Raw genomic sequence first — 26,225 nt, forward strand, 5'->3', positions numbered from 1 at the left:
TCTGGCGCACATATATCAATATTGGTCGCCCTGGCAAAACAAATTTTTATCCGTAAAAAATATAAATCATTATCAATTGGGCATCTATTCAATCATTCCCCCACTCTTTTTGTGTCATTCCACAAGTACAAGTAAAAAATCGATTGAAATATTTAAGATAAAAACATGAATATGTAAATTGATTGTTAATCCCATAGAATCCCGCTATAGCTCCACGCAAAAAAAAGCATTATTTTTCTATTAGACCCCTCGTTATCTTTCCCCACAGAGAAATATTAACTTTGGACAGGCCAGAATCGCCGTAAGCGGCCATCAGGCATCCAGTGGAGAGAGCATATGAGCCACTACCCCCATCTTTTTTCCCCGTTGACCATTAACGGAATGACGATAAAAAACCGCATCATCATGCCGCCGATGGGGACCAACCTGGCGAGCCTGAACGGTGAAGTCACCCAGGAACAGATTGACTACTATGAGCTACGCGCGCGGGGCGGCACAGGACTCATCACTATCGAGAATATTTGTATCGATTTTCCTTTCGCCTCTAACGGCACCACGCAGCTGCGTATCGATAACGATCAATATATTCCGCGCCTGTTCAAATTAACCGAAACCTTACATAAACACGGTGCCTGCGTCGGTATTCAATTAAACCACGCTGGCGCTTCAGCCTATGCGTATCGCCTGAATGGTGAAATGCCGCTTTCTTCTTCAAGCACCCCGTCCAAAAAGAACGGTAATATTCCCCGTCCGATGACGCACGACGAGATTTATCATGCCGTCGATAAATTTGGTGATGCCGCGGAACGCGTACGCCGCGCCGGATTCGACTGCGTGGAAATTCACGCCGGCCACTCTTATTTAATTAGTCAGTTTTTATCACCGCTGTTTAATAAGCGCACCGATGAATTTGGCGGTAGCGTAGAGAATCGCGCCAGAATATTAACCTTAATCGTCGATAAGGTACGCGCCTGCGTAGGTCCGCGTTTCCCGGTCAGCCTGCGTATTAGCGCCGATGATTTCCTGGAGGGCGGAAATACGCTCGAAGATTCACTGCGGATCCTCGAACTGTGCGAGGAAAAAGTAGATATTATCAACGTCTCCGCAGCGCAAAACGACAACCTGAATTTCCAGATAGACCAGATGTCTCTGGAAGATGGCTGGAAGCGCTACCTCTCCCGCGCGGTACGTGACAAATTCCACAAACCCACGGTGATTGCCGGCAACATCCGTACCCCGAAAGTCGCAGAAGATATTATCGCCAGCGGCGATGCCGACCTGATTGCCATCGGTCGCGGGCTGATCGCCGAGCCGGAGTGGGTGCAAAAAGTTCAGAGCGGTAACGAACGTTTGATGCGGAAATGCATCTCCTGCAACATTGGCTGCGCGGATCACCGTATCGCCCGCTCGCGCCCTCTGCGCTGCTCGATCAACCCGGATATCATCCACGGCGACGCTTACAAACAGCAGCGCGTGATCCGTGATACCAACGTCGTGGTTATCGGCGCGGGTACGGCGGGAATGGAAGCCGCATGCACCGCGGCTGAAGTCGGCTGCCATACCTGGCTGCTGGAAGAAAAACACAGCATCGGCGGGCTGGCCAGTGAGATCTCCCTGCTGCCGGAGAAAAAGCGTATCGCTGATTTTCCGCAGTTTATGAAAAACCGTATCGCCTCCCTCGATAACCTGATGCTGCAGGTCGGCAAGCGCGCCACCGTGGCGTCCGTTTCCGCTTTGCGCCCGAATTTAATCGTCAACGCCACCGGTTCAGTTCCCCTGCTGCCGCCGATTGAAGGGCTGCGTGAAAACATCGATGTCGAAGGCGGCAACGTCTTCTCCATTACCAACATGATTCATCATCTGGACCAGTTTGCCGATGCAACGGGTAAACGCATCGCCGTCGTCGGCGCGGGCGCCGTGGGTCTGGACGTTATTGAATACTTCTCCGCGCGCGGCGCCAGCGCCGTGCTTATCGAGATGCAGGACGCGCCGGGACGCGATCTGGACATCATTACTAAAAATGCCATGTTGACCATGCTCGATGAACATCACGTGGAACAGCACATGCGCACGCAGCTGGTTGCCGTCACCCCAACGCATTTCACCGTTAAAAATACGGATGGCGCCTTCGACATTCCTTTTGATTACGGCTTCGTCTGCTTGGGAATGCGCGCCAACACCGCCGGTCTCAATGAGATTGAGCAATGGGCCAGAGCCAATAACGTAAAAATAATGAACATCGGCGACAGCCTGATGGCCCGGCGAATTATTGATGGCGTGCGCGAAGGGCGCAACGTGCTGGATACCCTCGAAGATATGGGGGCTCTCGGCAACCGCGAATCGACAAAAATTCCATTTCTAACATATTGAGGATTTTATCATGGCAGAACGTATTACCGGACACACCGAGCTGATTGGCCTGATTGCGACCCCGATTCGTCACAGCATGTCGCCGACCATGCACAACGAAGCTTTTGCCCATCTGGGGCTGGACTATGTTTACCTGGCGTTCGAAGTGGGTAATGAAGAGCTGAAAGATGTGGTACAGGGCTTTCGCGCGTTAAAACTGCGCGGCTGTAACGTCTCGATGCCGAACAAAACGGAGATTTGCCAGTATCTGGACAAACTCTCTCCGGCTGCAGAGCTGGTTGGCGCGGTGAATACCGTGGTGAACGACAATGGCGTACTGACCGGCCACATCACCGATGGCACTGGATATATGCGCGCGCTCAAAGAAGAAGGCATCGACATCATCGGCAAAAAGATGACCGTGCTGGGCGCCGGCGGCGCGGCAACCGCCCTCTGCGTTCAGGCCGCGCTGGACGGCGTCAAAGCGATCTCCATCTTCAACCGCAAAGATAAATTCTTCGCCAATGCAGAACAGACCGTCGCCAAAATCCGTAACAACACCCGCTGCGAGATCCACCTGTTCGATCTGGACGATCATGACAAACTGCGCGCCGAGATCGACAGCAGCGTCATTCTCACCAACGCCACCGGCGTGGGCATGAAACCGTTTGAAGGCCAGATGCTGCTGCCTGACGACAGCTTCCTGCGCCCGGACCTGATCGTGTCTGACGTGGTCTATAACCCGCGCAAAACCTATCTGCTGGAAGTGGCCGAGAAAAAAGGATGCCGCACCATCAACGGTCTGGGGATGATGCTCTGGCAAGGCGCGCGCGCTTTTGAAATCTGGACAGGCAAAGAAATGCCGGTTGAACACATCAAAAGTATCCTGTTCTAAGGATGGGCGCGATGAAAAATCCATATGTCCCAACGGCAGCTGGGCTCTATCTAAACTACCTGATCCACGGCATGGGGGTGCTATTAATTACCCTCAATATGGCGAATCTGCAGGAACAGTGGGGAACCGACGCGGCCGGCGTCTCCATCGTCATTTCGTCGCTCGGGATTGGCAAGCTCGCCACGATCGTCACCGGATTCCTGTCCGATCGTTTTGGCCGTAAACCCTTTATCTATCTCGGGATTGCCAGCTATGTGGTGTTCTTTCTCGGTATTCTGCTGACGAAAAATATCTATCTGGCCTACTGCTGCGGCATTATGGCGGGACTGGCGAACAGCTTCCTCGACTCCGGTACCTACCCGGCGCTGATGGAATCTTTCCCAAACTCCGCCAGCCGCGCAAATGTGCTGATTAAGGCCTTTGTCTCTGCCGGGCAGTTCCTGCTGCCGTTCATTATCAGCCTGCTGATTTGGGCGAATATGTGGTACGGATGGTCGTTTATTATCGCTGCGGCATTGATGCTCCTGAGCGCCGTCTACCTGATAAAAATGCCGTTCCCGGACCATCGGGCGAAAAAGGAGAGCGCAGAAAAATCGCCGGCTGCCGCCGCTGCCCCACAGGCGGACTCCAGTAAACTGGATATGGTTATCTTTACCCTGTACGGCTATATCGGTATGGCGACGTTTTATCTGGTCAGCCAGTGGCTAGCGCAGTATGGAGAGTTCGTTGCCGGTATTCCTCACGAGTCGGCAATTAAACTCCTGAGCGTCTATACTGCGGGTTCCCTGACGTGCGTATTCGTCACCGCCGCCTTTGTCAAAGAGGTATTTAGTTCAGCCGTCGCCATGATTGTCTACACCTTCCTGTCGATGATTGCATTGCTGATCGTTTGCCTGTTCCCGACGCCAATGGTGGTTACCGGCTTCGCCTTTATCATCGGTTTCTCCGCCGCCGGCGGCGTACTGCAGATAGGCGCGACCATTATGGCCATGAGCTTCCCGAACGGGAAAGGCAAAGCCACCGGGATCTTTTATACCGCAGGCAGTCTGGCCAGCTTTACGATCCCGCTGATCACGGCAAAACTATCGAAGATAGGTATCGCCAGCATTATGTGGTTCGATCTTCTGATCGCTATCGTCGGCTTTGTGATCGCCCTGTACATCGGTTATCGTCAGCTTCAGGTTCGCGCCGCTGCCAGAACATCCCATGTTGCAGCAACCGCCTGATGGTCAATGACAAAAAGAATAATGGATACCAACATGACTCAAGCAGTAACAGTAAAAAACATCACCTTCCAGGAAGGGGAAACCTTAATTTGCGTACCGCTGATCGGTAAAACGCTTGCCGAGCTGCAGACCAACGCTCGCGCGCTGGCTACCGCCGGAGCTGACATTATCGAATGGCGCGTCGATCACTTCACCCAGGTCAGGGAAATTGAGCAGGTCCTGCTGGCGCTGGGTGAAATTCGCCAGCTGTTGGATGCGATCCCGCTGCTGTTCACCTTCCGCAGCAAAAAAGAGGGTGGCGAAACGGAAATCAGCGATGAAGCCTACTTTGAGCTAAATCGCCAGGCGGCCGTCAGCGGTCTGACCGACGTGATTGATATCGAGCTGTTTAACGACGAAGCGCAAATTCGCTCGCTGGTGAATGATGCCCATGCTGCTGGCGTAAAGGTCATCATGAGCAATCATGATTTCCATAAAACGCCGGCCCAGGAAGATATCATCTACCGCCTGCGCCGCATGCAGGATCTCGGCGCTGACCTGCCGAAGATCGCGGTTATGCCGCAGTCGCCGCAGGATGTCCTGACGCTGCTCTCGGCAACGCTGACCATGAAAGAGAAGTACGCCACTCGACCGTTAATCACCATGTCGATGGGTAAATCCGGCGGCGTCAGCCGGGTAACCGGCCGTTTGTTCGGTTCAGCGATGACCTTCGGGACCGTAGGCCAGGCTTCTGCGCCGGGACAAATTGCCATTACCCAACTGCGTGAACTGATGGATATCCTTTCCTGATAAAACATCGCCCGGAGGTCTTCCTCCGGGCATCATGCTAACGGATTTTTTGACTGTCATTAATAATGACATCTTTAAATGACTGAATAGCTGGAGAAAGTACCCGCTCTTTCATCGTTGCCAGGTAGATATAACGTGGAGGAATCGCATTTTTGATCGTCAGGATATGCACGTTGTAATACGAGAGCGCGGAAATTCGCGGCATAATCGCAATCCCATAATCAATACTGACCAGCCCCGCCATCGCCGTATCCTCATCAACGTAGCAGGCAATATCCGGCACCAGCTTTTGCTGCATAAATACGTTATCAATAAAGGGGCGTAACCCGCTATTTTCCGAAAAATAGATATAGGGATAGTGGATTGTCTCCACCAGGTCGACTTCATTTTCATAGAGCCTGGCCAGAGGGTGATCTTTTGCCGTCACCACCACCAGTTCTTGCTGAATAATAGGAATAAAATCAATATCCGGTTCATCCGCAATATAAGAACAAATAGCCAGATCGCTTTTCCCGGCCTTGAGTTCCTGCAGAAGCGTTAACGACGTACCCTGCGTAAAGGAAAATGTCACATTGTGACGAGATGGTGAAAGTGAATACTTATTAATTAACTGCGGAACAACATACTCTCCCATGGTATAAATAAACGCGATGCGTATATTCTCTTTGTTCTCTGCGCTATTTTTTTGCAACGTCATGCGGCCATTTTCTAACGAGGCCAGCGCATCTTCCACGTAGGGAAGAAAGCGCTTACCGTTCTGCGTAATCTTGATATTGCGCCCCTGCCTGGCGAATAGCGCCACGCCCAGCTCTTTCTCCAGTTCAGATATGGCATGGCTCAGCGAGGGTTGAGTGATAAAAAGGCTGGAGGCGGCTTCAGTGTAGTGCTCGGTTTCTGCCAGCCGCTTAAAATAATAAAGTTGCTTTAGGTTCATTATTTTTGCTCGTATAATATAAGAATAAAACTAATGCCCCTAATATACCATACAAGCCATCTATGATGAGCCGAAACGGAGAAATACCGGCGTTATATCAAATATTGTTTTACGTAACAAAGCATGACTTCTCATCGATAGAGTCAATACTTAAGCAGAATATTTTTGCATGCATAATACATGCAAAAATATTTTAAACTTTAAAGGAAATCACTATGAGGACGATCGATGCTCAGGAACGGCCGATTTTGCCGTCGGTCACGCAGAAGCGAACTAAAACGCGAATTGTAATTTTAATGTTACTATCGATAGGGACGATGATAAATTATCTCGATCGTACTATTTTAGGTATTGTTGCTCCCAAGTTAACAAGCGAAATACATATTGACCCGGCGATGATGGGGATCGTTTTTTCTGCTTTCGCCTGGACCTACGCGCTGGCACAAATTCCCGGCGGGATGTTTTTAGATCGCTTTGGCAATAAACTGACCTACGCGCTTGCTATTTTCTTCTGGTCAACATTTACCTTATTACAAAGTTTTTCTGTCGGGCTAAAGTCTCTGCTGCTGCTGCGTTTAGGCTTAGGTATCAGCGAAGCCCCCTGCTTCCCGGTTAATAGCCGGGTCGTCAGTAAATGGTTCCCCCAGCATGAACGCGCCCGCGCGACGGCAACTTACACCGTCGGTGAATATATTGGCCTGGCCGCATTCTCCCCGCTACTTTTTTTAATTCTTGAACATCATGGCTGGCGAACGTTATTTATTCTGACCGGCGGCCTGGGCATCGCGTTTACTTTTGTATGGTGGAAGTTTTATCACGAACCGCATCAATCAAAAACGGCAAATAAAGCAGAGCTGGAGTATATCGGCGTAGAAAATACGGCTGCCGCCAATGAAAATATCCCTTTCAACTGGCCGGATGCGAAGCGTCTACTCTGCTGCCGACAAATCATTGGCGCCAGTCTTGGGCAATTTGCCGGTAACACCACGCTGGTGTTCTTCCTGACATGGTTCCCGACTTATCTGGCCAACGAACGCCACTTACCGTGGCTACACGTGGGTTTCTTCGCCTCCTGGCCGTTCCTGGCCGCCGCTATCGGGATATTTTTCGGCGGCTGGGCATCCGATAAAATATTAAAGAAAACCCAGTCGGTTAATATTAGCAGGAAGCTGCCTATTATTTCCGGACTGCTGCTTTCGAGCTGCATCATCCTTGCTAACTGGGTCGACAGTAATACCGCAGTGATTATTATCATGTCGGTAGCTTTTTTCGGCCAGGGGATGGTCGGCCTCGGCTGGACGCTTATTTCTGATATTGCACCAAAAAATATGGGCGGCCTGACCGGCGGGATCTTCAACTTCTGCGCAAATATGGCGTCAATTATCACCCCATTAATTATTGGCGTCATCATATCAATGACTGGAAATTTTTTCTACGCGCTAATTTATATCGGTTTAACCGCACTAATTGGCGTTATCGCCTATATTTTTATTATCGGTGATATCAAAAGAATTGAATTGAAATAACCGGCCCAGACATTGCCCCGGCTTCCTGCCGGGGCAATGAAAACGCTTAGATATCTTTCACCCTGCTGGTCATAAACAGCGTCACCAGGGAAATCGCGGCAATCGTCCAGTAGACGCTGGCGTGCCCATAGCTTTGCGACAGCGCGCCCTGAATGACCCCGGCCAGAATGACTCCGGTGGAAATACTGTTGGTAAACAGCGTCGTCGCGGCCCCCGCCCTTCCGGGCATCAGATCCTGAAACCACAGCATGCCAATCCCGGCCACAATGCCGATAAAGACGGCATTAAATAGCTGTAAAATCAGCAGCGCAACCCGGTCGTGAAACAGAATCAGGCCGATATAAAACAGCACGCCCGCCGCAACCGCCGTCACCATCATATTGCGCTTGCCCCAGCGCTTGACGTAGTAGCCCGCCAGAATCATCGCCGGGATCTCCAGCCCGGCAGCGGTGCCCATCAGGATCCCAGCAAGGCTGTCCGGCAGGCCAAGATCGCTGCTGATCCACAGAGGCATATCAATGATATACATGGTATTGCAGGTCCACATCAGCGTGGAGGCGATAAACAGCATCCGCACGTTTTTATCGTGCCACCCTCCGGCCTGCACCAGCACTTCGGCCCCTTCCGAGGGTTGTTCAACGCGGGCGACCGACGGTAGCTTAAAAGCGATCAGCGCCAGGCTAATGACAAAGATCCCGGCGGCAATGGAGAACATGGTGGTGAAGCCATAATTCAGCGCCAGCATAAAAGCCAGCGGTGGGCCAATGACCCACGCTAGCGAGAGCTGCGCACGCATTATCGAACTGAACATCACCACTTCGCGCGCCGAGCTATCGGCATATTCCCGCGCCAGAGCGAAGAGCTGCGGCATCGCGGCATTCGCCACGGAGGCCAGCATAACCCCGCAGGTAATCAGCGTCAGATAGTGGCGATTGAACGCAAACAGCAGCGCGTTTCCCACCGCCATCAGGCAGCAAAACATAATCAGCCGTCGACGATCGCCTCGACTATCGGAGCGTTTAGCCAGCGCCAGGCTGACCAGAATCCCGGCAATGGCGTTAACGGTATAGAACAGCCCCACCCAGAAAGGCTGCGCACCGACTTCGCGGCTAAGAAATAAGCTGAGCGTCGGCGCCTGCAGCGCGCCTGCGATCCCCATCATGAAAGCGACAAGCATAAAAGCGGCGTAAACGCCGTTAAGCCGACGCCCCATCGTCATTAACCACAGCATGAAATATCCTTAAACACGCGAAGAAGAAAACGAAAAAAGCCAGCAGAAGTTTTCTGCTGGCGGGTGATTCTATACTCTATGGATTTCGAGTTGCGGGCAGGCGGCCAGAACGTAAGTCCCTGGGAACATAGATAACTATGTGACCCGGGCGAGCGGGCGCGGCCAATGCACCTGCAGCTTGAAAGACGACGAGTATAACACCAATACTCAGTCACACATGATGTCTGCAAGTCAATGTTCAGAGGTCTGCGACGTAACTCCCCACTGCATCAGTTCACCGAGAATTTCCTGCTGTCTTCCTGCCATCAGGCGGGCCAGCCAGGACGCATCCTGCGTCGCAGAAAAGTAGCATTGGTAGAACTGTTTTGCGGTTGACCTCATCATATCCACCTCCTCGCTTCATCGACGTGGATTATTGCCTTAATATAGGAAGTAATAAATTGCTGAGTTTTTATCAGGAGTTCCCCTTTTATGTCTTCCGGTCGTTTACAACAGCAGTTCATCCGCCTGTGGCAGTGCTGCGATGGCAAGTCGCAGGAGACAACGCTGAATGAACTGGCAGAGATGCTAAGCTGCTCGCGTCGTCATATGCGTACCTTACTCAACATGATGGAGGCGCGCGGCTGGCTGACCTGGGAGGCGGAGGCCGGACGCGGCAAGCGTTCCCGGCTCGCTTTTCTCTATACCGGTCTCGCGCTGCAGCAGCAGAGGGCGGAAGATCTGCTGGAGCAGGACAGAATCGATCAGCTGGTACAGCTGGTGGGCGATAAAGCCGCCGTCCGGCAAATGCTGGTTTCCCATTTAGGCCGCAGCTTTCGCCAGGGTCGGCATATCCTGCGCGTGCTCTACTACCGGCCGATGAAAAATTTGCTGCCCGGCAGCGCGCTGCGCCGCTCGGAAACCCATATCGCCCGGCAGATTTTTAGCGCTCTCACCCGGGTAAATGAGGAAAATGGGGAACTGGAGGCCGATATTGCTCACCATTGGCAGCAGATCACCCCGACCCACTGGCGCTTTTTCCTGCGTCCGGGGATTCATTTTCATCATGGTCGCGAACTGGAGATGGAGGATGTCATCACCTCCCTGCAGCGCAGCAACGCGCTGCCGCTGTTTTCTCATATCGAGCGTATCGACTCCCCTACCGCCTGGACTCTCGACATTCATCTCAGCCAACCCGACCGCTGGCTACCGTGGTTGTTAAGCCAGGTACCGGCCATGATCCTGCCGCACGAGTGGCAGTCGATGGACAATTTCTCCAGCATCCCCGTCGGCACAGGGCCCTACTCGGTGGTGCGCAATAACCAGAATCAGCTCAAAATTCACGCCTTTGACGACTATTTCGGCTACCGGGCGCTGATCGATGAAGTGAACGTCTGGGTCCTGCCGGAAATCAGCGAAGAGCCCAACGGCGGGTTAACGTTACAGGGCACCACACAAAGCGAGAAAGCGGTAGAAAGCCGTCTGGAAGAGGGTTGTTATTACCTGCTGTTCGACGCCCGCAGCCCGCTCGGCGCCAACGCGGCGGTACGCCAGTGGTTAAGCTATCTGTTCCAGCCCGCCAGCCTGCTCTACCACGCCGGCGAGCACTATCAGGGAAACTGGTTCCCGGCCTATGGTCTGCTGCCCCGCTGGCATCACGCGCGCAGCCACGCCTGCGAAAAACCGCCGGGCCTGGAAACGGTCAGGCTGACCTACTACCAGGACCATGTCGAGCATCGCGTGATCGGCGGGATCATGGCGACGCTGCTGGCCGAGCATCAGGTTAAGCTGGAGATTCAGGAACTGGAATACCAGGAGTGGCACCGCGGTGAAGCGGTCAGCGACGTGTGGCTTAACAGCGCCAACTTTACCTTGCCGATCGATTTTTCCCTGTTTGCCTGGCTGTATGAAGTCCCGCTAATTCGCAACTGTATTCCCATCGACTGGGAGGAAGACGCAAGCCGCTGGCGCGCGGGAGAGCTTAACCCCGCCACGTGGAGCCAGCAGCTGCTGGCCAATCAAACCGTGGTGCCGCTGATTCACCACTGGCTGATGATCCAGGGGCAGCGCAGTATGCGCGGCGTACGCATGAACACGCTCGGCTGGTTTGACTTTAAATCCGCGTGGTTCGCGCCGCCGGAACCGTAATGCTTTCAGTCCGCTGACAAAATCATTACACTAACTGCCGTTCTCAACGGGGTGCTGAATTATGGCTGAGAAAATACCCGTCGAACCTGATCCGGATAACGCCGGCGAAGGGATTTGAGGCCCACTCAAAATCCTTTGCCACCCCTTTTTCTGAGGTGCAAAGTGTTGAAAAAATTACTCCCGCTGCTGGCGCTGGTCGCCGCGCCCGTTTTTGCCAAACCGCTACTCACCGTTTATACCTACGACTCGTTCTCCGCCGACTGGGGCCCCGGCCCGGCGGTTAAAAAAGCCTTTGAAGCCGACTGCGGCTGCGAACTGAAGTTCGTGGCGCTGGAAGACGGCGTCTCGCTGCTCAATCGTCTGCGCATGGAAGGCAAAAACAGCAAAGCCGACGTGGTGCTTGGGCTGGATAACAACCTGCTGGAAGCCGCCTCGCAGAGCAAACTGTTCGCCAAAAGCGGCGTACCGGCCAGCGCGGTCAGCGTACCCGGCGGCTGGGACAACGACACCTTCGTCCCGTTCGATTACGGCTACTTCGCTTTTGTTTACGATAAAAACAAGCTGAAAAATCCGCCGAAAAGCCTGAAAGAGCTGGTTGAGGGCGAGCAAAAATGGCGGGTGATTTATGAAGATCCGCGTACCAGCACGCCGGGTCTGGGGCTGCTGCTGTGGATGCAAAAAGTGTACGGCGATAAAGCGCCGGAAGCCTGGCAGAAGCTGGCGGCGAAAACCGTCACCGTCACCAAAGGCTGGAGCGAAGCCTACGGCCTGTTCCTGAAAGGCGAGAGCGATTTGGTGCTGAGCTATACCACCTCCCCGGCCTACCATATTATTGAAGAGAAGAAAGATAACTACGCCGCGGCGAACTTCGCGGAAGGTCACTATTTACAGGTTGAAGTCGCCGCCCGCACCGCGGCCAGCAAGCAGCCGGAGCTGGCGGAAAAATTCCTCAAATTTATGGTCTCGCCGGGCTTCCAGAACGCGATCCCGACCGGCAACTGGATGTATCCGGTCACCCAGGTTGCGCTTCCGGCGGGCTTTGACGCGCTGATGAAACCGCAAACGACCCTCGAATTTACCCCGCAGCAGGTGGCCGCCGAACGCCAGAACTGGATCAGCGCATGGCAACGCGCCGTCAGCCGCTAGCTTTCGCCTGGCTCCTGCCGGGAGTCACGGCGGCCATCATTCTGGTCGTCGTGGCGCTGGCCGCCTTTCTGGCGCTGTGGTTCAGCGCGCCGGAAGCGGCCTGGGGCGTGCTGATCGGCGATAGCTATCTCTGGCACGTCGTACGCTTCTCTTTCTGGCAGGCCTTTCTTTCGGCGCTTTTTTCGGTGCTGCCGGCGATATTTCTCGCCCGCGCCCTCTATCGGCGTCGATTCCCCGGGCGAACGCTGCTGCTGCGCCTTTGCGCAATGACCTTAATTCTGCCGGTGCTGGTGGCGGTCTTCGGCATCCTCAGCGTCTACGGCCGTCAGGGCTGGCTGGCCGAATTATTTAACGCTTTCGGCTGGCAGTGGTCGTTCTCGCCCTACGGGCTGCAGGGGATCCTGCTGGCGCACGTATTCTTTAATATGCCGATGGCCACGCGCCTGCTGCTACAAACGCTGGAAAATATCCCCGGCGAGCAGCGGCAAATCGCCGCCCAGCTCGGCATGCGCGGCTACGTCTTCTTCCGCCTGGTGGAGTGGCCGTGGCTGCGCCGGCAAATTGCTCCGGTCGCGGCGCTGATCTTTATGCTCTGTTTCGCCAGCTTTGCGACCGTGCTGTCGCTGGGCGGCAGCCCGCGGGCAACCACCATCGAACTGGCGATTTACCAGGCCCTTAATTTCGACTACGACCCGGGCCGCGCGGCGATGCTGGCGCTGATCCAGATGATCTGCTGCCTTGGGCTGGTGCTGCTTAGCCAACGGCTGAGCAAAGCCCTCGCCATCGGGGCCAGTAATATTCGCGGCTGGCGCGATCCCGACGATCGCCTGCACAGTCGATTAAGCGACTTTGCGTTGATTACCGCAGCGCTGCTGCTACTGCTGCCGCCGCTGCTGGCGGTGATACTCGACGGTCTGAACAGCAATCTGTTTCGCGTGCTGCATCAGCCCGCGCTGTGGCAGGCGCTCGGGACGTCGCTGCGCATCGCGCTTGCCGCCGGGCTATTAAGCGTCATCCTGACCATGATGCTGCTATGGAGCAGCCGCGAGCTTCGCGCCCGCCGTCGCCCGCTGGCCGGGCAGGCGCTGGAGCTAAGCGGGATGCTGATCCTCGCCATGCCCGGCATCGTGCTGGCCACCGGCTTCTTCCTGCTGCTCAATAACAGCGTGGGCCTGCCCGAGTCCGCCGACGGTATCGTGATTTTTACCAATGCGCTGATGGCGATCCCCTACGCGCTGAAGGTGCTGGAGAACCCGATGCGCGATATCGCCGCCCGCTACGGTACCCTCTGCCAGTCGCTGGGGATGCACGGCTTTACCCGTCTCAGGGTGGTTGAGCTTCGCGCGTTAAAGCGCCCGCTGGCCCAGGCGCTGGCCTTCGCCTGCGTGCTGTCGATTGGCGACTTCGGCGTGGTGGCGCTGTTCGGTAACGAAGATTTTCGTACCCTGCCGTTCTACCTGTATCAGCAGATCGGCTCTTATCGTAGCCAGGACGGCGCCGTGACCGCCCTTCTGCTCCTGCTGCTGTGCTTTTTACTCTTTAGCGTGATTGAAAAACTTCCGGGGCGCGATGCTAAAACTGAATGATGTGACCTGGCTTTACCAGCATCTGCCGATGCGTTTTACGCTTGCCGTCGAACGCGGAGAACGCATCGCGGTGCTTGGCCCCAGCGGCGCCGGGAAAAGCACGCTGCTGAACCTGATTGCCGGTTTTCTGCCGCCTGCCAGCGGCAGTATCGACATCGACGGCCAGCCTCATACCCACACGCCGCCCGCGCGTCGTCCGGTATCGATGCTGTTTCAGGAAAATAACCTGTTTAACCACCTCACCATCCGCCAGAACATTGCTCTGGGAATGCATCCGGGGCTCAAGCTGAACGCGGAACAAACAGCCCATTTGCGGGCCATCGCCGAACAGATGGGGATCGATGCGATGTTAGAACGGCTGCCGGGCGAGCTTTCCGGCGGCCAGCGTCAGCGCGCGGCGCTGGCGCGCTGTCTGGTACGCAAGCAGCCGGTGCTGCTGCTGGATGAGCCCTTCTCGGCGCTCGACCCCGCGCTGCGCCAGGAGATGCTGGCGCTGGTTGCCGACGTCTGCCAGCAGCAGCGGCTGACGCTATTAATGGTATCGCACAGCGTGGAAGATGCGGCGCGCATCGCGCCGAGGTCGATAGTTGTGGCCGAGGGACGAATCGCCTGGGATGGCGACACCGCCTCGCTGCTCAGCGGCAACAGCAGCGCCTCGGCGCTGCTGGGCATTAGCGCAAAATAACCTTCTGCAGGATCTCGAGATAGACCGGCATCAGCGGATGGCGGAAGGCGAAAACCAGCGCGGCCCCGGCGGCGCACAGCGAAAGCGGAGCGAGCCACAGCAGACGCGAACGCGGCAGAAAGCGGGTTAACCGATCGGCGGAATTTTTAGCGCTGCGCCACAGCCGCCAGCACAGCCACGCCGCCAGCCACGCCAGCAGCGCCGCGCCCAGCAGCAGCCACTTAAAGCTGGCGCTATTCTCATCGGCCGGGATATCAATGGCCGCCCCGGCGAGGATCCCCGGTAAGAAGTAGAGCGGCGGCCACAGCAGGCAGCCAATGATATTGGGCGGGATGAATTTCGCGACCGGCAGATCGAGCATTCCGGCGACCATCGGCACCAGCGGGCGCGTCGGCCCGACAAATCGGCCAATCAGAATGGTCAACATGCTGTGCTGATGCAGCGCATGTTCGGTTTTATCCAGCAGCGCTTTATTTTTCTTCAAAAAAGACCAGCGGTGCAGCGGCTTTTTGAAGCGCCAGCCCAGCCAGAACGAAATCCAGTCACCGAGCAAACAGCCGATAATCCCCGCCAGCCACGCCTGCCAGAAGTTAACCTCGCCGCTGCCGATCAGCGCCCCCAATCCGGCCATCATCACCGTTCCCGGTAAGATAAGCCCCACCAGCGCCAGCGACTCGAGGAAGGCGACCAGCAGAACGGCTATCAGGGAATAGACCGTAGATTGAGTAATAAAGTGTTCCAGCAATGCTTGCATAATGTACCCGGTTTAAAAACGAAGCACGGATTCTCCGGAGCCGTTAATACTTCGTCAAGCCATCATTTGTTTGTATAGTTTACTGGCTGTGTTAATAACCCGGGCTATCATTTCACTTTCTTTACTTTTTATTCACACCCGGCGCGAAACTCGCTCGGGCTGGCGCCGGTACACTTCTTAAATACGCGCGAAAAGTAGAGCTGATCCTCAAAACCGACGTTACGGCCAACGGTGGCGATCGGCATCCGCGTGGTGCTCAGCAGCAGCTTGGCCTGGCTAATGCGCTGATCCTCCCGCCACCCCAGCACGCTGATCCCCAGCTGCTGGCGGAACAGATGCGACAGGCGCGACGGCGACAGGCACACGTGCTGGGCGACGCTGGCGATATCAAAATGGCTGTCCGCCAGATGGTCGCTGATGTACTGGCAGGCATCGCGCACCCGGTTATCCAGCGGCGGATGCAGCGATTCGTTGATGGCCTCCATGCGCCTGAGCAGCAGCTGTTCCATGAGATTGATCGCCAGCAGTTCGGAGTAACGCCCGGCCCCCTGCCCGGCTTCCACAATCTGCCCGAACAGTTCGCCAAAGCGCGTCTGCCACTGCTCATCCGGGCGAAAAAAACCGGTCTGGGCGAAAATCGTCGGCCAGTTTAGCCATTCATGCCAGTAGGCGCGCGGCCGGAAATAGACCCACTGGTGATACCACTCGCGGGCATCGGGGTGACGGCCATAATGGTGAATCTCTCCCGGCGGAAACAGCAGCATATCGCCGGGCCGGCAGATAAACTGCTCCCCGTGGTTATTGATCACCCCTTCGCCGCGAATCGTCAGGTTCAGGATATAGCCTTTCATCCCCAGCGGGCGGTCAATAAAGAAATCCAGATAGCCATCGGCGTCAATCGGCGTCAGGCCCGTCACCAGATGGGCGTTAAAAGAGTAACCCGGCAACAAAGGATCGTTTTGCGTTTCGGCCATAAACTCTGCTCTCCTGGAGACATTAAGGACACCAATTGTCCATACCTTGCATTTTATCCTCTGGCTGACAGCGCGTGCTGCGACGCGGGTTATAAATTGAATTAAAACCCGCCGCCTCTCGGCAAAAACTGAGCACAGCGCACAATTCAGGCACTTTTAGCGCATAACTGAAGTGTCTATAAAGACGGCAGGAAAGTCCACATTGAATATTTGCACGGCGTCACACTTTGCGACGTCACAGCAATATAGTCCATAAGATTAGCGAATACAGCCTGACGGTTTTCAGCCCAGATATCTACTGTTTCACCATGAATGATTTTTAGCATGGAGTAACAGCATGGCAATTGCGATTGGCCTCGATTTTGGCAGTGATTCAGTACGCGCCCTGGCGGTAGAGTGCGCAACGGGCGAAGAGCTCGCCGCAAGCGTCGAGTGGTATCCGCGCTGGCAGGAGGGGCTATTCTGCGATGGCCCGAACAACCAGTTCCGCCATCATCCACGCGACTATATCGAATCGATGGAAGCCGCGCTGAAAAGCGTCCTCGCATCCCTTAGCGCCGAACAGCGCGCTGCCGTGGTGGGTATCGGCGTGGATAGCACCGGCTCAACCCCCGCGCCCATCGACGCCGACGGCAACGTCCTGGCGCTGCGCGACGAATTCGCCAGCAACCCCAACGCCATGTTCGTCCTGTGGAAAGACCACACCTCGGTGGAAGAAGCGGAGGAGATTACCCGCCTCTGCCACCAGCCGGGCAAAGAGGACTACTCCCGCTATATCGGCGGTATCTACTCCAGCGAATGGTTCTGGGCCAAAATCCTCCACGTTACCCGCCAGGATAGCGCCGTCGCCGAAGCCGCCGCGTCGTGGATTGAGCTATGCGACTGGGTACCCGCGCTGCTTTCCGGTACCACCCGCCCGCAGGATATTCGTCGCGGCCGCTGCAGCGCCGGGCATAAATCGCTGTGGCACGAAAGCTGGGGCGGCCTGCCGCCAGCCGGTTTCTTCGATGAACTCGACCCGATTATTAACCAGAATCTGGCCTATCCGATGTTCAGCGAGACCTGGACTGCGGATGTCCCGGTCGGCCCCCTGACCGCCGAGTGGGCCGCGCGCCTGGGCCTGCCGCAAACCGTCGCCATCTCCGGCGGCGCTTTCGACTGCCATATGGGCGCCGTCGGTGCCGGGGCGCAGCCAAACGCGCTGGTCAAAGTGATCGGCACCTCCACCTGCGACATTCTGATCGCCGATAAACAGAGCGTCGGCGAGCGTACGGTGAAGGGTATTTGCGGCCAGGTCGACGGTAGCGTTGTGCCTGACTTTATCGGTATGGAAGCGGGGCAATCCGCGTTTGGCGACATCTACGCCTGGTTTGGCCGCATCCTCGGCTGGCCGCTGGAGCAGCTGGCGCAGGCCCACCCGGAACTCAAAGAGCAGATCAAAGCCAGCCAGAAACAGCTACTTCCCGCGCTGACCGACGCCTGGGCGAAAAACCCGTCTCTCGACCACCTGCCGGTAGTGCTGGACTGGTTTAACGGCCGCCGTACGCCGAATGCCAACCAGCGTCTAAAAGGGGTCATTACCGATCTCAACCTCGCCACCGACGCCCCGGCGCTGTTCGGCGGGCTGATTGCCGCCACCGCCTTCGGCGCCCGCGCCATTATGGAGTGCTTCACCGACCAGGGTATCCCGGTCAATAACGTGATGGCGCTCGGCGGCATCGCGCGGAAAAACCCGGTGATCATGCAGGCCTGCTGCGATGTGCTGAATCGCCCGCTGCAAATCGTCGCCTCCGATCAGTGCTGCGCGCTGGGCGCGGCTATCTTCGCCGCCGTCGCCGCGGGCGTATATCGCGATATCCCCGCCGCGCAGGAAAACATGGCCAGCCAGGTGGAAAGTACCCTGCAGCCCCGCCCGGCTCAGGCGCAACGCTTCGAACAACTCTACCAGCGCTACCAGCAGTGGTCGCTTAGCGCGGAACAACGTTATCTTCCTTCGACTGCAAAGGCGGAAACCGCGCCGCAATCGCAGGCAGCTCTCACCCATTAAGGATATAAAAATGACTATTTTTAATAATTATGAAGTGTGGTTCGTCATCGGTAGCCAGCATCTGTATGGCCCTGAAGCGCTACGTCAGGTTACGAAGCACGCAGAACATGTGGTGAACAGCCTGAATGCGGAAGCCAAACTGCCGTGCAAACTGGTGCTTAAGCCGCTGGGTACTACCCCGGATGAGATCACCCATATCTGCCGCGACGCCAATTACGATGACAAGTGCGCCGGGATGGTGGTGTGGCTGCATACCTTCTCACCGGCGAAAATGTGGATTAACGGCCTTACGATCCTCAACAAACCGCTGATGCAGTTCCATACCCAGTTCAACGCGGCCCTGCCGTGGGACAGCATCGATATGGACTTTATGAACCTGAACCAGACCGCGCACGGCGGCCGCGAGTTCGGCTTCATCGGCGCCCGCATGCGTCAGCAGCACAGCGTGGTGACCGGCCACTGGCAGGATAAAGAAGCGCATCAGCGCATCGGCGCGTGGATGCGCCAGGCGGTCTCTAAACAAGATACCCGCCACCTGAAAGTCTGCCGCTTCGGCGATAACATGCGCGAAGTGGCGGTGACCGACGGGGATAAAGTCGCCGCGCAGATCAAGTTTGGCTTCTCGGTTAACACCTGGGCGGTGGGCGATCTGGTGCAGGTCGTCAATGCGGTCAGCGACGGCGAAATCAGCGCGCTGATTGATGAGTATGAAAGCAGCTATCGTCTGACGCCCGCGGTGCAAATCCACGGCGATAAGCGGCAGAACCTCCTCGACGCCGCGCGCATTGAGCTGGGGATGAAGCGCTTCCTGGAACAGGGCGGCTTCCACGCGTTTACCACTACCTTTGAAGATTTACACGGCCTGAAACAGCTTCCGGGTCTCGCCGTGCAGCGTCTGATGCAGCAGGGCTACGGCTTTGCGGGCGAGGGCGACTGGAAAACCGCCGCTCTGCTTCGCATCATGAAGGTGATGGCAACTGGTCTGCAGGGCGGCACCTCTTTTATGGAGGATTACACCTATCACTTCGAGAAAGGCAACGATCTGGCGCTGGGCTCGCATATGCTGGAAGTCTGCCCGACCATCGCCACCGCGGAGAAACCGATTCTCGACGTCCAGCCTCTGGGCATCGGCGGTAAAGCCGATCCGGCGCGCATCATCTTCAACACCCAGACCGGCCCGGCGATCGTTGCCAGCCTGATCGATCTCGGCGATCGCTATCGTCTGCTGGTGAACACCATTGAGACGGTGAAAACGCCGCACGCTCTGCCGAAACTGCCGGTCGCCAACGCCCTGTGGAAAGCGCATCCGGATCTGCGCACCGCGTCCGAAGCCTGGATCATCGCCGGCGGCGCGCACCACACCGTCTTCAGCCATGCGCTGACCCTCGACGATATGCGCCAGTTTGCTGAGCTGCAGGATATCGAGCTGACCGTGATTGATAACGAAACCCGTCTGCCCTCCTTCAAGGATGCGCTGCGCTGGAACGAAGTGTATTACGGTTCAAAACGCTAAGAGACCGTCCCCTCACCCTCTCCCCAGGGGAGAGGGTGAGGGGAACTGACTCGCCAGCAATTCGGAGCACAGTATGTTAGAAGATCTCAAACGCCAGGTTCTCGAAGCCAACCTGGCCCTGCCTAAGCACAATCTGGTTACCCTCACCTGGGGCAACGTCAGCGCCGTCGACCGTGAACGGGGGGTGCTGGTAATTAAACCCTCCGGCGTCGACTACAGCGTAATGCGCGCCGAAGATATGGTGGTGGTCAGCCTGGAGACCGGCGAAGTGGTTGAAGGCCAGAAAAAACCCTCTTCGGATACCCCAACCCACCGCCTGCTGTATCAGGCATTCCCGACGCTGGGCGGCATTGTTCATACCCATTCGCGTCACGCCACCATCTGGGCGCAGGCCGGACAGTCGATTCCCGCCACCGGCACCACCCACGCCGACTACTTCTACGGCGCGGTCCCCTGTACCCGTCTGATGACCGACGAGGAGATCAACGGCGAGTACGAATGGGAAACCGGCGCGGTGATCGTCGAAACCTTCCGTGAAAAAGGCATCGATCCAGCGCAAATGCCCGGCGTGCTGGTGCACTCGCACGGCCCGTTTGCCTGGGGGAAAAACGCCGAAGACGCGGTGCATAACGCTATCGTGCTGGAAGAGATCGCCTATATGGGCATCTTCTGCCGCCAGCTGGCGCCGCAGCTGCCGGAGATGCAGCAAACGCTGCTGGATAAACACTATTTGCGCAAGCACGGCGCGAAAGCCTATTACGGGCAGTAGCGCCACGGTTTCCCGGCTCGCGCTACGCTTAGCCGGGCTACAGGTGCACAGCCGTCTGCAGGACGGGTAGCCGGGTAGCCCGGATAAGGCGTTTACGCCGCAATCCGGGAAACAGCGCGCAACCCAACCTCCGGACTATACCTGTATAAAACCCCAGCATCATTCCGTGAACCAGGCTATAATCAGGCCTGGTTTTCACTCATGAGAGCACGGCGTGACGCAGCCACGAGCAGGTTTTTTACTCACCCGTCACTGGCGGGATACCCCACAGGGCACCGAACTGACTTTCTGGCTGGCGACCGATGACGGCCCGCTTGAGGTTACGCTGCCGCCGCAGGAATCCGTAGCGTTCATTGCCGAATCCCAGCGTCCGCAGGTTGAACGCCTGCTGCAGGGGGAAAACGGCCATCGCCTTGCTGCGCTCAATCTGCAAGATTTTCATCGCCAGCCGGTTTTTGGCCTTTACTGCCGCGCTCACCGCCAGCTGATGCGGCTGGAAAAAAAGCTGCGTGAAAACGGCGTCACGGTATATGAAGGCGACATCCGCCCGCCGGAGCGCTATCTGATGGAGCGCTTTATTACCGCCCCGGTGTGGGTGGAAGGCGAGGCGCGCGGCCAGCAGCTGGTCAACGCGCGAATGAAGCCCAACCCCCACTACCGCCCACCGCTGAAATGGGTTTCGCTGGATATCGAAACCAGCCGCCACGGCGAGCTCTACTGCATCGGCCTTGAAGGCTGCGGCCAGCGGGTCGTCTATATGTTAGGTCCGGAGCCCGCCACCCCGCCTGCCGTCGATTTCACGCTGGAGTACGTCGCCAGCCGCCCGCTGCTGCTGGAAAAGCTTAACGCCTGGTTTGCCGCTCACGACCCGGACGTGCTGATCGGCTGGAACGTGGTGCAGTTCGATTTACGCGTTCTGCAAAAGCACGCTGAGCGCTATCGCATCCCGCTGATGCTCGGGCGCGGCAACAGCGAACTGGAGTGGCGCGAGCACGGTTTTAAAAATGGCGTCTTCTTTGCTCAGGCCAATGGCCGACTGATTATCGACGGCATCGAGGCGCTGAAATCCGCGTTCTGGAATTTCTCCTCTTTTGCCCTGGAATCGGTCGCCCGCGAACTGCTCGGCGAGGGCAAAGCCATCGATAACCCCTGGGATCGGATGGATGAAATCGACCGCCGTTTTCATCACGATAAACCGGCGCTGGCGACATACAACCTGCAGGACTGCGAGCTGGTTACGCGCATCTTCCATAAAACCGAGATCATGCCCTTTTTACTGGAGCGCGCGACGGTCAACGGCCTGCCAGCGGATCGCCACGGCGGTTCGGTCGCCGCCTTCAGCCATCTCTATTTCCCGCGCATGCACCGGCTCGGCTACGTTGCGCCGAACCTTGGCGCAGTACCGCCGCAGGCCAGCCCCGGCGGCTACGTGATGGACTCGCGCCCCGGCCTGTACGACTCGGTACTGGTGCTGGACTACAAAAGCCTGTATCCGTCGATTATCCGCACCTTCCTGATCGATCCGGTGGGGCTGGTTGAAGGGCTGGCGCATCCCGATGACGCTCACAGCACCGAAGGCTTTCTTGGCGCGCGCTTCTCGCGAGAAAAACACTGCCTGCCGGGGATTGTCGGGCAGATCTGGCACGGGCGCGACGAGGCTAAGCAGCATAAAAACAAGCCGCTGTCGCAGGCGCTGAAGATCATTATGAACGCCTTCTACGGCGTGCTCGGCACCAGCGCCTGCCGCTTTTTCGATCCCCGTCTGGCCTCCTCCATCACCATGCGCGGCCACGCGATTATGCGCCAGACCAAAGCGCTGATTGAATCCCAGGGCTACGACGTTATCTACGGCGATACCGACTCCACCTTCGTGTGGCTCAAGCGGGCCCACAGCGAAGAGGAAGCCAGCAGCATCGGCCGCTCGCTGGTGGCCTTCGTCAACGAATGGTGGGCGGCGGAGCTCGCTAAAGATGGGCTGGCCAGCACCCTGGAGCTGGAGTTTGAAACCCACTTCTGCCGCTTTCTCATGCCCACCATCCGCGGCGCGGATACCGGCAGTAAAAAGCGCTATGCCGGAATGATTCAGGAAGCGGATGAGCAGCGCATGGTGTTTAAAGGGCTGGAAACGGTGCGCACCGACTGGACGCCGCTGGCCCAGCAGTTTCAGCAGGAGCTTTATCTGCGCATTTTCCGTCATCAGCCCTATCGCGATTACGTACGCGAAACCATCGATAAGCTGATGAACGGCGAGCTTGACGATCGGCTGGTCTACCGCAAACGCCTGCGCCGTCCGCTGGCGGAGTATCAGCGCAACGTGCCGCCGCACGTGCGCGCGGCCAGGCTCGCTGATGAGCAAAACGTCAGGCTGGGCAGGCCGCAGCAGTATCAGCAGCGCGGCAGCATTAAATACGTCTGGACCACCGGCGGGCCGGAGCCGGTGGACTATCAGCAATCGCCGCTGGATTATGAACACTACCTTTCTAAGCAATTAGAGCCTGTCGCCGAAGGAATACTTCCCTTTGTCGACGACGATTTTGCTACAATAGTGACGGGACAACTGGGGCTATTTTGATTTTTCCTCACCCATTCCGCTGGCGCAAAAGCCGTAAAATGAAGGGTGAGGAGGACGTGACGAACGTTCCGCCATCCAGTAATATAGCGCCCTTTCCATTCCTGGACCCAATTTTGACGTATCTCCGATTCTCCATGGAGATGATCAACTATTGCCTGCAATCAAAGAACTAAAGAGCCGAACATATATGCCTTTTACACTTGGTCAACGCTGGATTAGCGACACAGAGAGCGAACTGGGATTAGGGACGGTCGTTGCGCTGGACGCGCGCATGGTGACTCTGCTTTTCCCCGCCATCGGCGAAAACCGTCTGTACGCACGCAACGACTCCCCGATCACCCGCGTGATGTTCAACCCGGGCGATACCATCACCAGCCATGAAGGCTGGCAGCTCCAGGTTGACGAAGTTAATGAAGAGAACGGTCTGCTGGCCTACACCGGTACCCGCCTCGATACCCAGGAAGCCAACGTCACCCTGCGTGAAGTGCTGCTCGACAGCAAACTGGTCTTCAGCAAACCGCAGGACCGTCTGTTCGCCGGGCAGATCGACCGCATGGACCGTTTCGCCCTGCGCTATCGCGCGCGCAAATTTCAGAGCGAACAGTACCGCATGCCGTGGAGCGGCCTGCGCGGCCAGCGCACCAGCCTGATCCCGCATCAGCTGAATATCGCTCACGACGTTGGCCGCCGCCACGCGCCGCGCGTCCTGCTGGCGGACGAAGTGGGTTTAGGTAAAACCATTGAAGCCGGGATGATCCTGCATCAGCAACTGCTCTCCGGCGCTGCCGAACGCGTTCTGATCGTCGTTCCGGAAACTCTGCAGCACCAGTGGCTGGTGGAAATGCTGCGCCGCTTTAACCTGCGCTTTTCGCTGTTTGACGATGAGCGCTACGCCGAAGCGCAGCACGACGCCATTAACCCGTTCGAAACCGAACAGCTGGTTATCTGCTCGCTGGACTTCGTGCGCCGCAGCAAGCAGCGCCTGGAGCACCTGTGCGATGCCGAATGGGACCTGATGGTCGTCGATGAAGCGCACCATCTGGTGTGGAGCGAAGACGCGCCAAGCCGCGAATATCAGGCTATTGAACAGCTGGCCGAGCGCGTGCCGGGCATTCTGCTGCTCACCGCGACGCCGGAACAGCTCGGGATGGAGAGCCACTTCGCCCGCCTGCGCCTGCTCGACCCTAACCGTTTCCATGATTTCGCTCAGTTTGTTGAAGAGCAGCAGAACTACCGTCCGGTTGCCGACGCCGTCGCCCTGCTGCTGGCCGGGAATAAGCTGAACGACGCCGAGCTGAACGCGCTGAGCGATCTGATCGGCGAACAGGATATCGAACCGCTCTTGCAGGCGGCCAACAGCGATCGCGATGATGCCCAGGCCGCCCGCCAGGAGCTGGTCTCCATGCTGATGGACCGTCACGGCACCAGCCGCGTACTGTTCCGCAACACGCGTAACGGCGTGAAAGGCTTCCCGAAACGCGAGCTGCACACGATTCGCCTGCCGCTGCCGACCCAGTACCAGACGGCTATCAAGGTTTCCGGGATTATGGGCGCCCGTAAAACCGCCGAAGAGCGCGCCCGCGATATGCTCTATCCGGAGCAGATTTATCAAGAGTTTGAAGGCGATACCGGCACCTGGTGGAACTTCGACCCGCGCGTTGAGTGGCTGATGGGCCATCTCACCAGCCACCGTTCGCAAAAAGTGCTGGTCATCTGCGCCAAAGCGGCCACCGCGCTGCAGCTGGAGCAGGTCCTGCGCGAACGCGAAGGTATTCGCGCCGCGGTGTTCCACGAAGGGATGTCGATTATTGAACGCGACCGCGCCGCCGCCTGGTTTGCCGAAGAAGATACCGGCGCGCAGGTGCTGCTGTGTTCTGAAATCGGCTCAGAAGGCCGTAACTTCCAGTTCGCCAGCAATCTGGTGATGTTCGATCTGCCGTTCAACCCGGATCTGCTGGAGCAGCGTATCGGCCGTCTTGACCGTATCGGCCAGGCTCACGATATTCAGATCCACGTTCCCTATCTGGAGAGAACCGCCCAGTCGGTGCTGGTACGCTGGTATCACGAAGGTCTGGACGCGTTCGAGCATACCTGCCCGACCGGCCGTACCGTTTACGACAGCGTGCATAACGAACTGATTAACTATCTCGCCGCCCCGGAAAATACCGACGGCTTCGACGAGCTGATCAAAGCCTGCCGCCAGCAGCATGACGCGCTGAAAGCGCAGCTGGAGCAGGGCCGCGACCGCCTGCTGGAGATCCACTCCAACGGCGGTGAAAAAGCCCAGCAGCTTGCGGAAAGCATTGAAGAACAGGATGACGACACCAGCCTGATCGCCTTCTCCATGAACCTGTTTGATATCGTCGGCATCAACCAGGACGATCGCGGTGAAAACCTGATTGTCCTGACCCCCTCCGACCATATGCTGGTTCCGGATTTCCCGGGTCTGCCGGAAGATGGCTGCACTATTACCTTTGAGCGTGATGTCGCCCTGTCCCGCGAAGACGCACAGTTCATCACCTGGGAGCATCCGCTGATTATCAACGGTCTGGATCTGATCCTCTCCGGCGATACCGGCAGCAGCACCATTTCGCTGCTGAAGAACAAAGCGCTGCCGGTGGGAACCCTGCTGCTGGAGCTGATTTACGTCGTTGAAGCACAGGCGCCGAAGCATCTGCAGCTCAACCGCTTCCTGCCGCCGACGCCGGTGCGCATGCTGCTCGACAAAAACGGCAACAACCTCGCCGGTCAGGTGGAGTTCGAAAGCTTTAACCGTCAGCTGAGCGCGGTCAACCGCCACACCGGCAGCAAGTTGGTTAACGCCGTCCAGCAGGACGTCCACGCGATTTTACAGCAGGGCGAAGGCCAGGTCGCCAAAGCGGCCCAGGCGCTGATCGACGCCGCGCGTAAAGAAGCCGACGACAAGCTGACGTCCGAGCTGTCGCGCCTTGAAGCGCTGCGCGCCGTGAACCCGAACATCCGCGATGATGAACTGGCAGCTATCGAGAGCAACCGTCAGCAGGTGATGGACGCGCTGGCTCAGGCAGGCTGGCGTCTTGATGCGCTGCGCTTAATCGTCGTCACCCACCAGTAACGGAACGC

The 26,225-nt window shown here is 57.0% G+C and carries 19 protein-coding genes and 1 riboswitch; of the genes, 14 read left to right on the forward strand and 5 right to left on the reverse strand.

All coding sequences use genetic code 11. The features are described from left to right. Positions 1 to 336: 336 nt before the first annotated feature. Genes ACE3MN_RS22400 through aroD form a run of 4 tightly spaced genes read left to right on the forward strand, consistent with a single transcriptional unit; the run spans position 337 to position 5,259 of the window. Entirely contained in the window at positions 337 to 2,370 is a 2,034-nt protein-coding gene (locus tag ACE3MN_RS22400) for an FAD-dependent oxidoreductase (protein WP_064342165.1), read from the forward strand. Between the two features lie 10 nt (positions 2,371 to 2,380). After that, the gene (locus ACE3MN_RS22405; RefSeq protein WP_024360304.1) at positions 2,381 to 3,244 is read left to right on the forward strand and encodes a shikimate dehydrogenase; all 864 of its coding nucleotides are present in this window, start codon (positions 2,381 to 2,383) and stop codon (positions 3,242 to 3,244) included. An 11-nt stretch (positions 3,245 to 3,255) separates the two neighbouring features. Then, complete coding sequence (locus ACE3MN_RS22410) at positions 3,256 to 4,470, forward strand: MFS transporter (protein WP_024360303.1); 1,215 nt, start codon at positions 3,256 to 3,258, stop codon at positions 4,468 to 4,470. A 33-nt stretch (positions 4,471 to 4,503) separates the two neighbouring features. Continuing rightward, positions 4,504 to 5,259: a type I 3-dehydroquinate dehydratase gene (gene aroD, locus ACE3MN_RS22415; protein ID WP_024360302.1), complete on the forward strand. Its 756-nt coding sequence runs from the start codon at positions 4,504 to 4,506 to the stop codon at positions 5,257 to 5,259. 37 nt (positions 5,260 to 5,296) lie between these two features. Here the strand turns inward: aroD and ACE3MN_RS22420 are convergent, their stop codons facing one another. Next, positions 5,297 to 6,193: a LysR family transcriptional regulator gene (locus ACE3MN_RS22420; RefSeq protein WP_004872203.1), complete on the reverse strand. Its 897-nt coding sequence runs from the start codon at positions 6,191 to 6,193 to the stop codon at positions 5,297 to 5,299. 215 nt (positions 6,194 to 6,408) lie between these two features. Between ACE3MN_RS22420 and ACE3MN_RS22425 the strand changes: the two genes are divergently transcribed. Next, a complete protein-coding gene (locus ACE3MN_RS22425) occupies positions 6,409 to 7,719 on the forward strand; it encodes an MFS transporter (protein ID WP_102650215.1) in 1,311 nt (436 codons plus the stop codon). A 46-nt stretch (positions 7,720 to 7,765) separates the two neighbouring features. On the opposite strand, the gene ACE3MN_RS22430 is transcribed toward ACE3MN_RS22425, so the two are convergent. Both ACE3MN_RS22430 and sgrT read right to left on the reverse strand, forming a co-directional pair. Further along, positions 7,766 to 8,950: a sugar efflux transporter gene (locus ACE3MN_RS22430; RefSeq protein WP_004872206.1), complete on the reverse strand. Its 1,185-nt coding sequence runs from the start codon at positions 8,948 to 8,950 to the stop codon at positions 7,766 to 7,768. Between the two features lie 231 nt (positions 8,951 to 9,181). Then, a complete protein-coding gene (gene sgrT, locus ACE3MN_RS22435) occupies positions 9,182 to 9,334 on the reverse strand; it encodes a glucose uptake inhibitor SgrT (protein WP_071830630.1) in 153 nt (50 codons plus the stop codon). An 87-nt stretch (positions 9,335 to 9,421) separates the two neighbouring features. On the opposite strand from sgrT, the gene sgrR reads away from it, so the two are divergent. The 4 genes from sgrR to thiQ all read left to right on the forward strand — a co-directional run bounded on the left by sgrR (position 9,422) and on the right by thiQ (position 14,494). Continuing rightward, positions 9,422 to 11,077: an HTH-type transcriptional regulator SgrR gene (sgrR, locus tag ACE3MN_RS22440; RefSeq protein WP_004872209.1), complete on the forward strand. Its 1,656-nt coding sequence runs from the start codon at positions 9,422 to 9,424 to the stop codon at positions 11,075 to 11,077. 37 nt (positions 11,078 to 11,114) lie between these two features. Then, positions 11,115 to 11,208, forward strand: a riboswitch (TPP riboswitch). 31 nt (positions 11,209 to 11,239) lie between these two features. Continuing rightward, positions 11,240 to 12,223: a thiamine ABC transporter substrate binding subunit gene (thiB, locus tag ACE3MN_RS22445; RefSeq protein WP_004872211.1), complete on the forward strand. Its 984-nt coding sequence runs from the start codon at positions 11,240 to 11,242 to the stop codon at positions 12,221 to 12,223. After that, the gene (gene thiP / locus ACE3MN_RS22450) at positions 12,199 to 13,809 is read left to right on the forward strand and encodes a thiamine/thiamine pyrophosphate ABC transporter permease ThiP (RefSeq protein WP_098363110.1); all 1,611 of its coding nucleotides are present in this window, start codon (positions 12,199 to 12,201) and stop codon (positions 13,807 to 13,809) included. The genes thiB and thiP overlap by 25 nt, the downstream gene beginning before the upstream one ends. After that, positions 13,793 to 14,494 (forward strand): thiamine ABC transporter ATP-binding protein ThiQ, encoded by a 702-nt coding sequence (thiQ, locus tag ACE3MN_RS22455; protein WP_004872215.1) that lies wholly within the window; start codon positions 13,793 to 13,795, stop codon positions 14,492 to 14,494. Before thiP ends, thiQ begins: the two co-directional genes overlap by 17 nt. On the opposite strand, the gene ACE3MN_RS22460 is transcribed toward thiQ, so the two are convergent. Further along, a complete protein-coding gene (locus ACE3MN_RS22460) occupies positions 14,481 to 15,248 on the reverse strand; it encodes a DedA family protein (protein WP_004872217.1) in 768 nt (255 codons plus the stop codon). The genes thiQ and ACE3MN_RS22460 overlap by 14 nt on opposite strands. Positions 15,249 to 15,376: 128 nt before the next feature. Beyond that, positions 15,377 to 16,222, reverse strand: a complete 846-nt coding sequence (gene araC, locus ACE3MN_RS22465) for an arabinose operon transcriptional regulator AraC (RefSeq protein ID WP_004128863.1) — start codon at positions 16,220 to 16,222, stop codon at positions 15,377 to 15,379. A gap of 337 nt (positions 16,223 to 16,559) precedes the next feature. Here araC and araB point away from each other — a divergent pair, with 337 nt between their 5' ends. The 5 genes from araB (at position 16,560) to rapA (ending at position 26,217) form a co-directional block, all read left to right on the forward strand. After that, positions 16,560 to 18,269 (forward strand): ribulokinase, encoded by a 1,710-nt coding sequence (gene araB / locus ACE3MN_RS22470; RefSeq protein WP_102650214.1) that lies wholly within the window; start codon positions 16,560 to 16,562, stop codon positions 18,267 to 18,269. A 10-nt stretch (positions 18,270 to 18,279) separates the two neighbouring features. Further along, positions 18,280 to 19,782 carry an L-arabinose isomerase gene (gene araA, locus ACE3MN_RS22475; RefSeq protein WP_064342161.1) on the forward strand — a complete coding sequence of 501 codons (1,503 nt, stop codon included), beginning with the start codon at positions 18,280 to 18,282 and terminating at the stop codon, positions 19,780 to 19,782. Positions 19,783 to 19,855: 73 nt separating this feature from the next. After that, positions 19,856 to 20,551, forward strand: coding sequence for an L-ribulose-5-phosphate 4-epimerase (gene araD / locus ACE3MN_RS22480; protein WP_004872223.1), 696 nt, complete (start codon positions 19,856 to 19,858; stop codon positions 20,549 to 20,551). A gap of 214 nt (positions 20,552 to 20,765) precedes the next feature. Then, positions 20,766 to 23,123 (forward strand): DNA polymerase II, encoded by a 2,358-nt coding sequence (gene polB / locus ACE3MN_RS22485; protein ID WP_082237608.1) that lies wholly within the window; start codon positions 20,766 to 20,768, stop codon positions 23,121 to 23,123. A gap of 187 nt (positions 23,124 to 23,310) precedes the next feature. Next, the gene (gene rapA, locus ACE3MN_RS22490; RefSeq protein ID WP_064342159.1) at positions 23,311 to 26,217 is read left to right on the forward strand and encodes an RNA polymerase-associated protein RapA; all 2,907 of its coding nucleotides are present in this window, start codon (positions 23,311 to 23,313) and stop codon (positions 26,215 to 26,217) included. Positions 26,218 to 26,225 lie beyond the last annotated feature (8 nt).

Origin of the sequence: Klebsiella grimontii (assembly GCF_042137965.1) — a bacterium.
GTDB classification, from domain to species: Bacteria; Pseudomonadota; Gammaproteobacteria; order Enterobacterales; family Enterobacteriaceae; genus Klebsiella; species Klebsiella grimontii.